Annotated in this window: 14 protein-coding genes; 7 read left to right on the top strand and 7 right to left on the bottom strand. The window is 66.2% G+C overall.

The features are described 5' to 3' along the window. On the bottom strand, positions 1-1,031 hold a 1,031-nt coding region (locus RT662_RS09535), incomplete at its 3' end, for a TonB-dependent receptor plug domain-containing protein (protein ID WP_313670481.1). 173 nt (positions 1,032-1,204) lie between these two features. Here RT662_RS09535 and RT662_RS09530 point away from each other — a divergent pair. Further along, positions 1,205-2,185: an SMP-30/gluconolactonase/LRE family protein gene (locus RT662_RS09530; protein WP_313670480.1), complete on the top strand. Its 981-nt coding sequence runs from the start codon at positions 1,205-1,207 to the stop codon at positions 2,183-2,185. Continuing rightward, positions 2,182-2,517, top strand: a complete 336-nt coding sequence (locus RT662_RS09525; RefSeq protein WP_313670479.1) for a c-type cytochrome — start codon at positions 2,182-2,184, stop codon at positions 2,515-2,517. Before RT662_RS09530 ends, RT662_RS09525 begins: the two co-directional genes overlap by 4 nt. Here RT662_RS09525 and RT662_RS09520 read toward each other — a convergent pair. The 6 genes from RT662_RS09520 to tpiA form a co-directional block, all read right to left on the bottom strand. After that, the gene (locus RT662_RS09520) at positions 2,514-3,209 is read right to left on the bottom strand and encodes a hypothetical protein (protein WP_313670478.1); all 696 of its coding nucleotides are present in this window, start codon (positions 3,207-3,209) and stop codon (positions 2,514-2,516) included. The two genes, RT662_RS09525 and RT662_RS09520, sit on opposite strands and share 4 nt — an antisense overlap. Before the next feature lie 11 nt (positions 3,210-3,220). Then, positions 3,221-4,849, bottom strand: a complete 1,629-nt coding sequence (locus RT662_RS09515; RefSeq protein ID WP_313670477.1) for a CTP synthase — start codon at positions 4,847-4,849, stop codon at positions 3,221-3,223. A gap of 80 nt (positions 4,850-4,929) precedes the next feature. Beyond that, entirely contained in the window at positions 4,930-7,140 is a 2,211-nt protein-coding gene (locus RT662_RS09510) for a S8 family peptidase (protein ID WP_313670476.1), read from the bottom strand. A gap of 65 nt (positions 7,141-7,205) precedes the next feature. Beyond that, positions 7,206-8,480: an MFS transporter gene (locus RT662_RS09505; RefSeq protein ID WP_313670475.1), complete on the bottom strand. Its 1,275-nt coding sequence runs from the start codon at positions 8,478-8,480 to the stop codon at positions 7,206-7,208. 12 nt (positions 8,481-8,492) lie between these two features. Further along, positions 8,493-8,846 (bottom strand): preprotein translocase subunit SecG, encoded by a 354-nt coding sequence (gene secG, locus RT662_RS09500; protein ID WP_313670474.1) that lies wholly within the window; start codon positions 8,844-8,846, stop codon positions 8,493-8,495. A gap of 71 nt (positions 8,847-8,917) precedes the next feature. Further along, positions 8,918-9,637 carry a triose-phosphate isomerase gene (gene tpiA, locus RT662_RS09495; RefSeq protein WP_313670473.1) on the bottom strand — a complete coding sequence of 240 codons (720 nt, stop codon included), beginning with the start codon at positions 9,635-9,637 and terminating at the stop codon, positions 8,918-8,920. Between the two features lie 85 nt (positions 9,638-9,722). On the opposite strand from tpiA, the gene RT662_RS09490 reads away from it, so the two are divergent. From RT662_RS09490 to trpD, 5 genes are all read left to right on the top strand, one after another. Next, positions 9,723-11,615 carry a SurA N-terminal domain-containing protein gene (locus RT662_RS09490; RefSeq protein WP_313670472.1) on the top strand — a complete coding sequence of 631 codons (1,893 nt, stop codon included), beginning with the start codon at positions 9,723-9,725 and terminating at the stop codon, positions 11,613-11,615. A 5-nt stretch (positions 11,616-11,620) separates the two neighbouring features. Next, positions 11,621-13,153, top strand: coding sequence for a chorismate-binding protein (locus RT662_RS09485; RefSeq protein WP_313670471.1), 1,533 nt, complete (start codon positions 11,621-11,623; stop codon positions 13,151-13,153). Between the two features lie 13 nt (positions 13,154-13,166). Beyond that, positions 13,167-13,451, top strand: coding sequence for a DUF427 domain-containing protein (locus tag RT662_RS09480; protein ID WP_313670470.1), 285 nt, complete (start codon positions 13,167-13,169; stop codon positions 13,449-13,451). Positions 13,452-13,496: 45 nt separating this feature from the next. After that, positions 13,497-14,099 carry an aminodeoxychorismate/anthranilate synthase component II gene (locus RT662_RS09475; protein WP_313670469.1) on the top strand — a complete coding sequence of 201 codons (603 nt, stop codon included), beginning with the start codon at positions 13,497-13,499 and terminating at the stop codon, positions 14,097-14,099. Beyond that, on the top strand, positions 14,096-14,755 hold a 660-nt coding region (gene trpD, locus RT662_RS09470; RefSeq protein ID WP_313670468.1), incomplete at its 3' end, for an anthranilate phosphoribosyltransferase. The genes RT662_RS09475 and trpD, both read left to right, overlap by 4 nt.

Genomic DNA, 14,755 nt, shown 5'->3' with positions numbered 1-14,755 from the left:
TTGTCACCGAAACGGCCCAGCGGATCAGGGGCATAGCGATTGACCAGCACCGGGCCGCCGAACGGCGAGAAGGCACCGCCGGCGGGCAGGTTGAAGCTGGCCGCAGGCAGGCCCTGCATGGACTCGGTCAGCGTGCGCTCGATCCCGCCGGTCAGCGTGGCGCCCACCGTGCCATTCGAACCGGCGATGGTGCCATTCAGGCTGGTAGTGCGGCTGTCGGGCAACAGGCTGCGGAACGGACGGATATCGGTGCTGTTGACCGGCGCTGCGGCGAACTGCGCCAGCGTCGGGCTGGCGACGCTGGCCGGCACGCCAAGCACGGTGCGGCCGGGGATGACCTCTGCTCCTGACAGCAGCGCCGAGACATTGCCATCGAGCGCAAACGGCCGGCTTTGAGGCGGCGTGGTGATGCGGCGCTCGGCTTCGGTCAGCATCGTGTTGATTTCAACTTCGGCTTCGATGCTGGTGCGGGTGCCATTGCGCAGACGCAACAGATTGACTTCCAGCTCGCTGGAAAAGCGCCCGCCGTCGGTGGGGCCACCAATGTCGAACTCCCCTGTCCACGCCTGGAAGCGCGGACGCAGCACGAAGTTGATCACCCGCTGATCAGCGCGGAAGCCATACTTCAAGGAAACTTCTTCGGGCAGCACCTCCACCCGAGCAATGGCTTCGGGCGGGATGTTGCGAATTTCCTGGAAGCCGGACGTGCGCTTGCCGTTGAGCAGCACCGCCGGCGGGCCACCTCCACGCCCACGACCGGACTGGGTCTGCGGCGCGATCTGGGCGAGAATTTCAGTGATCGAACCGGCGCCCAGCGCGCGCAATTCCTGCGTACCAAGGGTCAATTCCGGCTTGATGTCACCCACCACCTGGCCGGGCAGGCGCTGGGTGGAAACGGTGATCACCTCTTCGTCTTCAGGCATGGCTTGGGCGGTTTGGGCCGGGCGCGGCGCGGCTGGCACAGGCGCTTCCTGGGCAGAGACAAGCGCAGCCGGAGCGGCAGCCAGCAACAGGGCGAAACGAAGGTTCACTGGGGGCATTCCTGAAAAACGGGGGCAATTTGATTGGGGCTGCCCCTAACCGCATAAGCGGCCAAGGAAAATCCCGTGCGGCAATGACTACGGCCGGGCGACGGCTTTCCCCCGCCTCTTGCGCGGGGGATGGGATCAGGCGCATCGTATCATCCCCAAAGGGAGAACAAACGATGCGGGCAATCTGGATGGCGGCGATGGCCGCCGTTGCGCTGGCCGGGGCAGTAACAGGGGCAGCTCGGGCCGAACATCCGGTGCGGGTGTTTGATGTGCCCAAGGGCGCCCACCCGCATGATGTGGCACCAGGCTTGCCCGGCACCATCTGGTACACGGCGCAATGGCAGGGCGCGCTGGGTATCATCGACATCAAGAGTGGCAAGGTCGAACAGGTAAAGCTGGGCGAGAAATCCAGCCCCCACGGCGTGATCATGGGGCCGGATGGCGCGGCATGGATCACCGATGGCGGCCTGAATGCCATCGTGCGGGTTGATCCGAAAACGAAGGCGGTCAAATCCTTTCCGCTGCCGGCCGACAGTGGCTACACCAATCTCAACACGCCGGCGTTCGATGGCAAGGGCCGCGTGTGGTTCACCGGGCAGACCGGCATCTATGGCCGGCTGGATCCCAAATCGGGCAAGCTTGATGTGTGGCCGGCACCGAAAGGCCGCGGCCCCTATGGCATCGCGGCGACGCCCGATGGCCAGATCTGGTATGTCAGCCTGGCCGCCAGTTTCCTCGCCAAGGTTGATATGGAAACCGGCGCGACGACGGTGGTGGAGCCGGTAGAGCCCGGCGTTGGCCCGCGCCGTGTATGGTCTGACAGCAAGGGGCAGTTGTGGGTATCGGAATGGAGCAGCGGCTATCTGTCCCGCTACACGCCGAAGGATGGCCAGTGGAAGCGCTGGAAGATGCCGGGCGACAAGCCGCGGGCCTATGCCGTCTATGTGGACGACAGGGACGTGGCCTGGGTGACCGAATGGGCTGGCAATGTCACCATCGCCTTTGATACAAAGGCCGAAAAGATCATCGGCACCTATCCCGGATCGGGCCCCAAGGCCGAAGTGCGGCAGATATTGGGCCGCAAGGGCGAGATCTACCTGCCGGAAAGTGGCCTCGATCGGGTGATGCTGGTGGAGACGGGCAAGCCTGGATGATACTGGCCGCCCTGTTGCTGGCGGCTGCCAACCCGCCGGCGTTCCAATATTGCATCTCGTGCCACAGCGTTGATCCGGCGGAGACGGGGCTGCCGGCACCCAATCTGGATGGGCTTGTGGGCCGGCGGGCGGGCAGCCGGGCCGATTTCGAGTATAGCCCGGCGATGCAGGCAGCGGGCGACGCAGCCAGAGGTGGGGGACTGGTGTGGACACGCGAAACGCTGAAGGCGTTCCTGGCCAATCCGCAAGCGATGGTGCCTGGCACCGCCATGCAACGGCTGCCGCCTGATACGCCGGTGGATGAAGTGGTGGAGTGGCTGGCGCGGCGCTAGGCCGACAGGCTGTGATCCAGAGCCTTCACCACCACGATATCAGCCACCAGCCTGGCCAGCGCGATATGCTCCAGCCAATTTGGGCGGTTGATGCCGTTCCAGACGGAAAGCGCGAATTGGCGGGCTTCGCCTTCGCTCATGTGGCGGAAGCGGGCGTAAAAGCTGCTGGGGTCGCTGGCGGCAGCGTCCCACAGCCCCATGAAGCGGGCGAGGAACCAGGCGATGATGTCGTCCTCGTCCGCATCGATGTAGATCAGCAAGTCGAGCGGCGGGCGCTGGCCGGCGGCATCGGGGGCGAGGCCCAACCCTTCGACCAGCACGACATCGGCGCCGGTAATGGTACGAGCGGCGGCGGGATCGACGTCGTAACTGGTGTGGCTATAGGCCGGCACCTTCACTGCGCCATGCTTCAACCCGGCCAGCGCGGCGGCCATGGCGGCGCGGTCATAGCTTTCGGGAAAGCCCTTGCGCATCGAAAGGCCTGCGGCTTCCAGCACGGCGTTGGGCTTCAGGAAGCCATCGGTGGAGACGATTTCCACCTTCAGGCCCGCCGGCAGCGCCTCGGCGATCTGGCGGGCCAGTGTTGTCTTGCCCACCGCCACCGATCCGGTGATGCCCACCACCAGCGTCTCGCCGGGACAACGATGGGTGGCGATGCGCGCCGCCAGGTCGGCAGGCGAAACCGGCGTCACAGCAACCGGCCCTAAACCAGCCGGCTTTGCGCCATGGCGGCGGCGATGAAGCCCGAAAACAGCGGGTGCGGATCAAACGGTTTGGACTTCAGTTCCGGGTGGAACTGCACGCCGATGAACCACGGATGGTCCGGCCGTTCCACCACTTCAGGCAGCAGGCCATCGGGCGACATGCCGGAGAAGATCAGGCCTTCCTTCTCCAGGCGGCCGCGATAGGCGCCATTGACTTCATATCGATGGCGATGGCGCTCTGCGATATGGGTACTGCCATAAACGCTTGCAGCTACGCTGTTGGCCCCAAGCTCGGCCGGATAGGCGCCCAGCCGCATGGTGCCGCCCATGTCGCCGCCTTCAGCCCGAGTCTGCAAGCCATCCGCGCTCATCCATTCGGTGATCAGGCCCACGATCGGTTCGGCGGTGGGACCGAATTCCGTGGTGGAAGCAGCCTGGATGCCGGCCTGGTTGCGGGCAGCCTCGATGCAGGCCATCTGCATGCCCAGACAAATGCCAAAGAAGGGCACGCGCCGTTCACGGGCAAAACGCACACTGGCAATCTTGCCTTCGCTGCCGCGTTCACCAAAGCCGCCGGGCACCAAGATGCCGTGCATCGGCTCCAGCCGGGCCGCCGCATCAGCGCCTTCAAATTCCTCGGCATCAAGCCACTTGATGTTGACCTTTACCCGGTTGGCCAGCCCGCCGTGCACCAGCGCTTCGGTCAGCGATTTATACGCGTCCTTCATGCCGGTATATTTGCCGACAACGCCGATCGTGACTTCGCCTTCGGGATTGTGAATCCGCTCGGCAATGTCCTGCCAGCGGGTGAGATCGGGGCGCGGCGCGTCGGTAATGCCGAAGGCGTGCAGCACTTCGTCGTCCAGCCCTTCGGCATGATATTGCAGCGGCACTTCGTAGATGCTCTCCGCATCCAGCGCCGAAATCACCGCTTCCTTGCGCACGTTGCAGAACAGCGCGATCTTGGCGCGGTCGCTTTCGGGCAATGGGTGTTCGGAACGGCAAACCAGCACATCGGGCTGAATGCCAATGCCGCGCAGCTCGGCGACGCTGTGCTGGGTCGGCTTGGTTTTCAGCTCGCCCGCCGCCGCGATGAACGGCACCAGCGTGACGTGGATATAGCAGACATTGGCCTTGCCCACGTCGGCAGCCATCTGGCGGATGGCTTCGAGGAAGGGCAGGCTTTCGATGTCGCCCACGGTGCCGCCGATTTCGCACAACACGAAATCCAGGGCCTCGGTTTCGGCCTTGGCAAAGGCCTTGATGGCGTCGGTCACATGCGGGATCACCTGCACGGTGGCGCCCAGAAATTCGCCGCGGCGTTCGCGGGCGATGATATCGGAATAGACCCGACCCGACGTGATATTGTCGGTCTTGCGCGACGGCACGCCGGTGAAGCGTTCGTAATGGCCGAGATCGAGATCTGTCTCTGCCCCGTCGTCAGTCACATAGACTTCGCCATGCTGATAGGGGCTCATCGTGCCCGGATCGACGTTCAGATAGGGATCGAACTTGCGAATGCGCACCTTGTAGCCGCGCGCCTGCAAGAGGGCGGCCAGAGAGGCGCCCATGAGTCCTTTGCCGAGCGAGGAGACCACGCCGCCGGTGATGAAAATATACCGCGTCATGGGAGAAGAGCCTTAAGCCCATATTGCAGCAGCGCGCCAGCCCCCGCGTGGCTTGCACGGCAATTTCGCTGTGGACGAAGCTACCAGCGCCAGTGGAATCGCACTGCTGCGCCATCATCATCAGGGTTGGCAGCGATATGGCCGGGGTGAGTGCGGTGGAACAGGCTGAACTGCAACTGCCCGGGCCCGAGCGGCAGAGCGTAGTGTGCCTCGGCTGCGGTTTCGCGCACAGATGGCCCGGCGCGCACTGGATCGGCAGTGCCAAGCAGCCACAGGGGGCCAGCCAGCGCCAGCGGCCGAGTGATGGCGAGCGTGAGCATGTCGCCGTGCGCTACAATATCATCGAGCGCCAGCGCGGCGCTGGCGGCGTCACCGCTGAAGCGGCCTGCAGCCGCGATGAGGCCGCCGCCCGCCAGATCGATCCGGCTGCTGGCCCGGCGCCATTCGCCCGAAAGCCGCGCGCGCGGGCCGAGTGCCAGCCGGGCGGACAGTCCAAGGCTGGTGGTGGTGCCGCCGGCCAAGCCAAAGCCGGTCGAAAGCCGCGTGCCCATCAGGCTGCCGCGTTCCGCATCAAGCCGCAGCAGCGCCGCCAGTTCCAGCCCTGGCATCACGGCGCGCGACAGGTGGAACAGCGCGGTGGATTGCAGGGCGGCGGACTGGCGATCCTGCGCCGGCAGCACGGATTGGCCGAAACCGGCCGCCAAGGTGAAGCCACCGCCCAGGGGCTGCGAAAGCGCCGCTGCGCCCAGCGGCCGGCTGCCCAGCGGCAGGGCGGGATCAGCGGTGATGAGAGCGGTGCTGCGTCCAGACGGATCAGCCAAGGCCACCAGCCCGGCCACTGCCTCTCCATGGCCGGCGACCAGCACGGAGCCGCCGGAGAGCAGGAGGCGGACATGGCCCACTGGACTGGCCTGCCGCTGCTGACCGGGGGAGAGCGCCGCCATGGTGGCACGATCGCCGGCCCAGAGCCCTCGGCTGTCGCCGAGCAGCGCGAAGGCGGTGCTGGTGCCGCCGCTGCTGGTGACGGCGCTTTCCACCGGTGTGGCCAGCAGTTGCGCGGCCAACCGGCCCGGCGGGGCTGTTACCAGGCCTTGGGCCAGATCAACCGTGAAGGCGCGACCATAGCTATCAGCGATCACCACGCCGGCCAGCGCACTGGTGAGCGGCCCGCCATCGCCCAAGGCTGCGCCGAGTGAACCGCCAATGGTGATCGCCACGGGTTGCCCGCCGATACTGCTGGCGCCCAGCGGCTGGAAGGCACGGGCGATGTTGAGCAGGCCGCGGCCATAAATCTCGTCGGTGCCGGTTGCACCAAGGTCATCGGCAGAGCGCAGCAGGATATCGACGATCTGCGCACCCGATAGCGCCGGGAAGGCCTGCGCCAGCAGCGCCGCCGCGCCGGAAACGACCGGCGCCGCCACTGACGTACCGCTGTAGAGAAAGGTGGCACCATCCTGGTTGAAGCTGCGCAACTCCACCCCCGGCGCCACCAGGTAGTTCGGTGCCAACACCCCGGCGCGGTTGGAGAAACTGGCGATTTCATTGCTGGCGTTGACCGCGCCGACCACGATGGTGGTGGCCTGGCTGACAGCGATGAGCTGATTGGCAAAACTCTGCGGGGTGGACAGACCTTCATTGCCAGCCGAGAGCACCAATATGCTGCCGGCACTGGCCAGTTGCCCGGCGGCGGCGCGCACAGCTGCCGTTGTGGAACCGCCACCCAACGACATGTTGACGACGCGGGCGCGGGCATCAGCCGCCGCCTGCAGACCGGCGGCAATGGCCGGGCTGGCATAGGAACAGCCCTGATCGTCGCAACTGCCCGGCGTATCGGCGCGCAAGGCCAATAATGTCGCCTGCGGGGCCACGCCATGCATGTTCACGCCGTTGCGTGCCGCCAGCAAGATGCCGGTGACCGATGTGCCATGACCGCGTTCATCGGCCAGCGCCCGGTTGGCGGCGACATCGCGGCTGGCCGACGAAATGCGGCCGGCAAATTCGGCCAGGGCCGGGTTCACACCGGAATCGATCACGGCAACAGTGATGCCGCTGCCGCTGAAGCCGCGATCATAGGCGGCCAGCGCCTGCACCTGCACTGCACCGTTGGAGCGGCGATATTCCACCGTGTCAAAGGCGCTGGGGGTGGGGGTGGGCGCTGGAGCAGGCGCCGGTGTGGGTGTTGGTGCCGGTGGCGGCGCGGGCACGGTGCCCACGCCGCCGCCGCCACTGCCGCCGCATCCGGCCAGCAGCACCGCCAGCGCCAGCGTGGGCAAGAGATGGTGCCGCGTCATGTTCCCAAGAATGCGCAAATTCCAAGGGCAGTACAACTGCGGCGCGAAGGCTGAACGCGTTGTTCTCAGTCCGTTTCAATACGGCTGTTGGCCTTGGTATCGGGCAAGGCCAACGCAGCGGTGAGTGCGATGCCGGACATGCCGGTCACATACCAGAAGAAGCCCGATTCAAGGCCGGCTCCCTTGAAGGCCAGCGCCACATATTCGGCTGATCCGCCGAAGATGGCGACACCCAGCGCATAGGGCATGCCGACGCCGAGCGCGCGGATGTGCGCCGGGAACATTTCGGCCTTCACCAAGCCCGAGATGCTCGTGTAGCAGGACAGGATGGCAAGGCAGCCGATCATCATGGCCAAGCCTTCGATCCCCGGCTTTGCCGTGCCGAGTGCGGTTAGTGCTGGCACTGTGGCCAATGTGGCCATGATGCCGAAGCTGACCAGCAGCGTGCGCCGTCCGAGCAGATCGGAGGCCGCGCCAAACAGCGGCTGCATGGCGGCATAGGCGAGCAGCGCGATGGCAGAGGCGGACGTGGCTTCCTGCTTGGTCCAGCCGGCCGAGAGCACGAGATATTTCTGCATGTAGGTGGTGAAGGTATAGAACCACAGGCTGCCACCGGCGGTGAGCGCCAAGACGATCAACAACTCGCGCGGGTGGGCGAGCAGACGCTGCAGCAAAGTGCCGGGCGGGATGACCGCGTTTTCGAACGCCTCGGTTTCGTGCAGCCCGGTGCGCAGCCAGAACACCAGCACCGCGCATGCCGCGCCGACAACGAACGGGATGCGCCAGCCCCAGTCCTTCAGCGCCGCATCGTCCATCAGGGATTGCAGCAGCACCAGCAGCGCCAGCGCCAGCAACTGCCCGCCCACCAGCGTCACATACTGAAAACTGGCGAGGAAACCCCGCCATTTCGCCCGTGCCACCTCGCTCATGAAGGTGGCTGACGCGCCATATTCGCCGCCCACCGACAGCCCCTGCACCAGCCGCGCCAGCAGCAGGATCGCCGGTGCCAGCAGGCCAACATCATCATAGGTCGGCGCCACCGCGATCATCAGCGAGCCGGTGCACATCATCGCAACCGAAACGGTGAGCGCCGATTTGCGGCCACGCTTGTCGGCCCAGGCGCCGAGCAGCCACGACCCGATCGGCCGCATCAGGAAACCGACAGCGAAAATGGCGGCGCTGTTCAGCGCGGCGGCAAGATCATCACCCGGTGGGAAGAAGCGCGGCCCGAAATAGAGCGCGAAGGCCGAATAGGCATACCAATCATACCATTCGACCAGATTGCCGGCGGCACCGCCGAAAATCTGGCGCAATTGGCCGGGTTTGCGGTCGCCGGCCACGCGCGAAGCGGATTACTGCGCGACCGGAACGCCGGGCAGGCCCGGCAGCTGCGGCGGAGCAGCGGGCGCCGGAGCGCCGGGGGCCGGCGCAACAGGCGCCGCCTTGGCCGCCACGGTTGGATCGATCACCCGGGCCTTGTTGGTGCCAGCGGCCAACACGGCCAGCAGGATCGACATGACGATGAACAACGCCGCCAGGATGGTGGTGGCGCGGGTGAGCAGGTTGGCCGCACCGCGCGCCGTCATCAAGCCGCCGCCGCCGCCGCCGCCAATGCCCAACGCCCCGCCTTCGGAACGCTGCAGCAGGATCACCGCCACCAGCGCGAGAGTGATCAGGCCGTGGATGACAAGCAGGAAGGTAATCACGGGCGGGCAGGCTTTCGTTGTGATCAGGGAATATGGGGACGCGCCTTACATGGCTTCATGGGCGGGCGCAATCAAGGCGCAGACGCCGCAATTCCCAGCAGGCTCGCCGCTGTCAGGCTGGCACCGCCAACCAGCACGCCGCCCACATCGGTCACACGCAGCAACTCACCAGCATTGGCCGGGGTGACGGAGCCGCCATAGAGGATACGCACCCCGTGACCAGCCGGACCGTAACGGGCAACCAGTTGGGCGCGGATATGGGCGTGGGCGGCGGCGACATCGTCCAGCGTCGGGGTGAGTCCGGTGCCGATGGCCCAAACCGGTTCATAGGCGATGATCAGCGCTTCGGCGTCATCGGGCAAGGATCCGGCGAGCTGGCTGGTGAGCACGGCTTCGGTCTGGCCGGCGTCCCGCTGGCTCCGTGTTTCGCCGATGCACAAGATCACTTCCAGCTCCGCGGCACGGCCCGCCATGGCCTTGGCGCGGACATCGGCATCGGTCTCGCCATTGTCGCGACGCCGTTCGCTATGGCCAACGATCACAAAACCCGCGCCCAGATCGGCCAGCATCAGCGCCGACACACAGCCGGTGTGAGCGCCCTTCGCATTGGCGTGGCAATCCTGGCCGCCGATCTTCACCGCGCCGGCCGAAACGATCACCGCCCGATCGATCAATGTGAAAGGCGGCGCGATCCAGATACCGCGCGCACCGCTGCCCGCCATCTGGGCGATCTCGGCGATATCCTCGCCCGAACCATTCATCTTCCAGTTGCCGACGATAAGGGCAGGCATTGTCGCTTCTCCACGTTCTGGTGGCGCTTGTGGCAAGCGGCACGCGTCGTTACAAGCGGCGCGTTCAAGCCACCACGGAATTTCGATGCTCGCATTTTTTCGCCGTTCGCTCACCAGCTGGCCCGTGCTCGCCCTGTTCGGGTTGATCCTGGTGGCCTTTGCCATCACCGGGGTGAATGATCCGCTGGGCGGCAGCGCGCCGGCCGGTTCAGTTGCCAAGGTGGGCAAGCGCACCATAAGCGAGCCCGATCTGCTGCAGGCGATCGATCGCACCGTGCGCGACCTGCGCCAGCGCGACCCCAACCTCACCCAGGCCGAAGCCGCCCGCCAGGGCGTGGTGGAGTTGATGGCCACCCAGTTGATCGGCCAGACCGCGATGGAAGAAATGGGCGCGGGCGCCGGACTGGGCGCGTCTGACACCGCGGTTGACGTGGTGATCACTGGCATCCCCGCCTTCCAGAGCGGCGGCAAATTCGATCAGACGGCTTATGATCGCGCCCTGCAACAACAGGGTTTGACCGACAAGAAACTGCGCCAGTCCATCGCACGCGATCTGGTGCGCGAGCAATTGATCAAGCCGATCACCGGCGCCCTGGCCGTGCCCGATGGCGTGGCCGAGATCTATGCCCGCCTGCTGGTCGATCGCCATGAAGGCGCCGTCGCCACCATCCCGGCACCGCCGGCCGGCACACCCACCGCAGCCGAGGCGCAGGCCTGGTACAAGGCCAACAGCGCCCGCTTCACCATCCCGGAACGCCGCGGTTTCCGCTATGCCTTCATCGATGCCGCGAAAATCGCCGGCGGCGTTACGGTGCCCGAAAAGGCCATCGCCGATGCCTTTGCCAAGGATCCGGCCAAATATGGCGCGGCCGCCACCCGCATGCTGGAACAGGTGGTGGTGCCCGATGAAGCCAAGGCCAAGGCGATCGTGGCCGCTGCCGCCAGCGATGGGTTTGCCGCGGCCGCACAGAAACTTGCCGGTTTCGGTACCAGTGACATCGCGCTCGGCAACCAGAGCGAGGCCGGCTTTGCCCGCGCCACCAGTGCGGAGGTGGCCAAGGCGGCCTTTGCCCTGCAGGTGGGCAAGATCAGTGCGCCGATCAAGAGCCAACTGGGCTGGCACGTGGTGCGGGTGGCGTCGCTGGGCAGTGCCGGCAAGACGTTGGCGCAGGCCCGCCCGGCCGTTGAAGGCGAGCTGAAGCAGCGCGCCGTTGATGATGCAGTGGCCGATATTGTCGCCCGCATCGAGGATGGCGTGGAAGCCGGCAAGAGCTTTGCCGATATCGCCAAGGAAGCCTCGCTCAGCATCCAGAGCCAGGCCCCGGTGACCGACAAGGGTTTGGCCCAGGGCCAGCCGCCGTTGAGCGGTGAAATCGCCACCGTTGCGGCGCGCGCCTTCAAGCATGAGCCGGCCGATGGCCCGGTGGTGGAGGATATTGGCGGCGGCCGCCTGGTGGTGATTGAAACTGCCACTGTGCTGCCCGCCGCGCCACCGCCGATCCAGGAGGTGATGCCGCTTGCCATGGCCGGCGCTGCGCAAGACAAGGCAATGAAGGCCGCCAAGGGCAAAGCCGATGCCGTGCTAGCCGCGACGAAGAAGGGCGTGAATTTCGCCAAGGCTCTCGCCGATGCCGGCCTCGCCGCGCCCCGCCCGCTCAATGGCCGCCGGATCGACATCATCAATCAACCCGATGTGCCTGAAGCCGCCCGCGCCTTCCTGAACGGTGCCGCCGGCAGCACGCAACTGCTTGCGGGCCAGGGCGGCTGGATCCTGGTGCATGTCGATCGCATCGTGCCGGGCGATCCCAAGACACAGGCCGGCCTGATCGAAGCCAGCCGCCGCGAAGTGGGCAGCGCCCTGCCCGGCGAAATGGCCGAAGGTCTGGCCAAGGCCAGCATGGCCGCCGTGGGCGTGGACCGCAATGATGCCACATTGAAGACGCTCCGCACCCGCCTGTCGGGCGACGGCCTGCAATAAGGCTGATGACCGGCTCCGCAACCGACCGGCGCATCGCCCCCGATCGTACCAGCGCCTGCGCCGCGCTGGCCGAAGGCCGTCCACAATTGCTGTGGACACGCATCGTTGCCGATACCGAAACCCCGGTTTCGGCGATGCTGAAACTGGGCCGGGAAGGCTCTGGCGCTTTCCTGCTGGAATCGGTGGAAGGCGGCAGCGTGCGGGCGCGCTACTCGCTGCTCGGGCTTGATCCTGATCTGGTGTGGCGCGCGCGCGGCGATTCAAGCGAGATCAACCGCAACTGGCGGAACGACCAGAGCGCGTTTGAACCGGTGCCTGGCAACACGCTCACCGCCCTGCGCGCACTGGTGGCCGAGGCCCGAGCCGATGTGCCGGCGGAGCTTCCGGCGGCGCTGGCCTGCCTCGTCGGCTACATGGGGTATGAAACCGTGCGGCTGGTGGAACCCAGCGTGCCCGATGCCGGTCCTTCGGCGCTGGGCCTGCCCGACATGGTGTTCGTGCGCCCCACGTTGTTGCTCGTGTTCGACCGGTTGAAGGACGAACTGTTCATCGTCGCGCCGATCTTTGCAGCTGCCGATCCGGGCGCCGCCTGGGATGCCGCCGCCGAGTGCATTGCAGAGACGGAACGCCGGCTGGCGCAGGCGCTGCCGCTGGCGCCGCGCCCGCCCGAAACGCTGCCCGAAGCCAACCCGCGCCACCACACCGACAAGGGCCGCTATGCCGCCATGGTCGAAAAGGCCCGCGACTATATCCTCGCCGGCGACATCTTCCAGGTCGTGCTGTCGCAGCGTTTCTCGGTCGATTTCCCGCTGCCGGCGTTCGATCTCTATCGCGCCCTGCGGCGCATCAATCCATCACCCTTCCTCTATTTCCTCGATCTGCCGGGTTTCGCGCTGGTTGGCTCGTCGCCCGAAATCCTCGTTCGCGCCCGCAGCGGCGACGTGACCATCCGCCCCATCGCCGGCACCCGCCCGCGCGGCAAGGACGCCGCGGAGGATGCCGCTAATCGGACAAGCCTGCTCGCCGATCCCAAGGAATTGTCCGAGCATCTGATGCTGCTCGATCTGGGCCGCCACGATACCGCGCGCGTATCCGTGCCCGGTACGGTGAAGGTGACCGACAAGTTCTTCGTCGAATTCTACAGCCATGTCATGCACATCGTCTCCAACGTGCAGGGCCGGCTGGCAGACGGGGTCGATGCGGTTGCAGCCCTGCTCGCCGGCTTCCCGGCCGGAACGGTTTCCGGCGCGCCAAAGGTCAGGGCCATGCAGATTATCGCCGAACTGGAAGGTGCTGCACGCGGAGCCTATGCGGGCGGTGTCGGCTATTTCAGCCCGAATGGCGACATGGACAGCTGCATCGTGTTGCGCACCGCCGTGGTGAAGGATGGCGTGATGCACGTGCAGGCCGGCGCCGGCATCGTCGCTGATAGTGTGGCCGAATATGAACAGCGCGAATGCGAAGCCAAGGCCGGCGCATTGATCGCGGCGGCCCGCGAAGCCATTGCCACGGCGGGCAACGCCGGATTTGGACAATAGGGGAACCTAAGCCATGGCCAGAGCAGAATGGAACGGCCGCGTGATCGCGGACACAACCGACACTGTGGTGGTGGAAGGCAATCATTATTTCCCCGCCGACGCCGTCGACCCGGCGCTGCTGCACCCCAGCAGCGCGACCAGCGTGTGCGGCTGGAAAGGCACCGCGAACTATTATTCGCTGGTGGTGGACGGCCAGGAAAACCGCGATGCCGTGTGGTTTTATGCCGATCCCAAGCCCCAGGCCGCGCAGATCAAGGGCCGGCTGGCGTTCTGGAAAGGCGTGAAGGTCACAGCGTGACGGTTGGCAGATGACGTCGCTGCGTCCAGACGCTAAGGCCTGCTCATGACCATCCTCGTCATCGACAATTACGACAGCTTCACCTTCAATCTCGTCCATTATCTGGCCGAGCTGGGGGCGGAAACCATCGTGGTGCGCAACGATGCGCTGACCACGCAGGACGCGATGGGGATGCGCCCACAGGCGATTCTGCTCTCGCCGGGCCCGTGCACGCCCAACGAGGCCGGCATCTGCCTGGCGCTGATCGAAGCGGCCGCCGACACGAGAACCCCGCTGTTCGGCGTGTGCCTTGGCCATCAGGCGCTGGGCCAGGCCTTTGGCGGCATTGTCGAACGCGCGCCTCAGGTGATGCACGGCAAGGTGAGCGAAATCACCCACGATGGCACCGGCGTGTTTGCCGACATCCCCTCCCCGTTCGAAGCCGCCCGCTATCACAGCCTGACGGTGCGGGAAGCCGGCCTGCCCACCGATCTGGTGGTCAACGCCCACAGCCCCGACGGCCTGATCATGGGCATGCACCACCGCGAACTGCCGCTACACGGCGTGCAGTTCCACCCCGAAAGCATCGCCACCCAGCATGGCCACCGGCTGCTGGCCAATTTCATGGCGTTGGCCGGGTTGAAGCCCGATCTTTCGGCCACGGCATGAGCGCGCTGCCTGATCCCGCCCGCCCGCTTGCGGCAGGCGCGGCGGCCGATGCCTTTGCCGCCATCTTTGACGGCAAGGTGAGCGACGAGGCGCTGGCCGGCTTCCTCACCACCCTGGCGGATCGCGGAGAGACGGTAGACGAAGTCGTCGCTGCTGCGCGGGCGTTGCGCGCGCGCGCCATCCAGCCGTTCCGCGCTGTCGCTGCGCTCGATGTGTGCGGCACCGGCGGCGATGGCATGCACAGCCTCAACATCTCTACCGCCGTATCGCTGGTGGTCGCCGCCTGCGGGGTGAAGCTGGCAAAGCATGGCAACCGCGCCGCCTCCTCCACCAGTGGCGCCGCCGACGTGCTGATGGTGCTGGGCGTGCCGGAACTGCCGATGGACCGGCTTGGCCCGTGCCTTGATCGGGTTGGCATCACCTTCCTGCACGCCGCCCGCCATCATCCGGCGATGGCGCGTGTCGCCCAGGTGCGGCGGGCGCTCGGCCGGCGCACGATCTTCAACCTGCTCGGCCCCCTGTGCAATCCGGCGGATGTGGATCAGCAATTGCTGGGCGTGTTCGCCCCCGGCCCGGTGCCGTTGATGGCCGAGGCGCTCCAGCATCTGGGCAGCCGCGCCGCGCTGGTGGTGCACGGCCAGGGCTTTGACGAAGTA

The organism is Sandarakinorhabdus sp., assembly GCF_032115815.1.
In the GTDB taxonomy this organism is placed as follows: Bacteria; Pseudomonadota; Alphaproteobacteria; order Sphingomonadales; family Sphingomonadaceae; genus Sandarakinorhabdus.
Note: the sequence above shows the minus strand (reverse complement) of the source record. Positions and strands in the feature narration are given on the sequence as shown.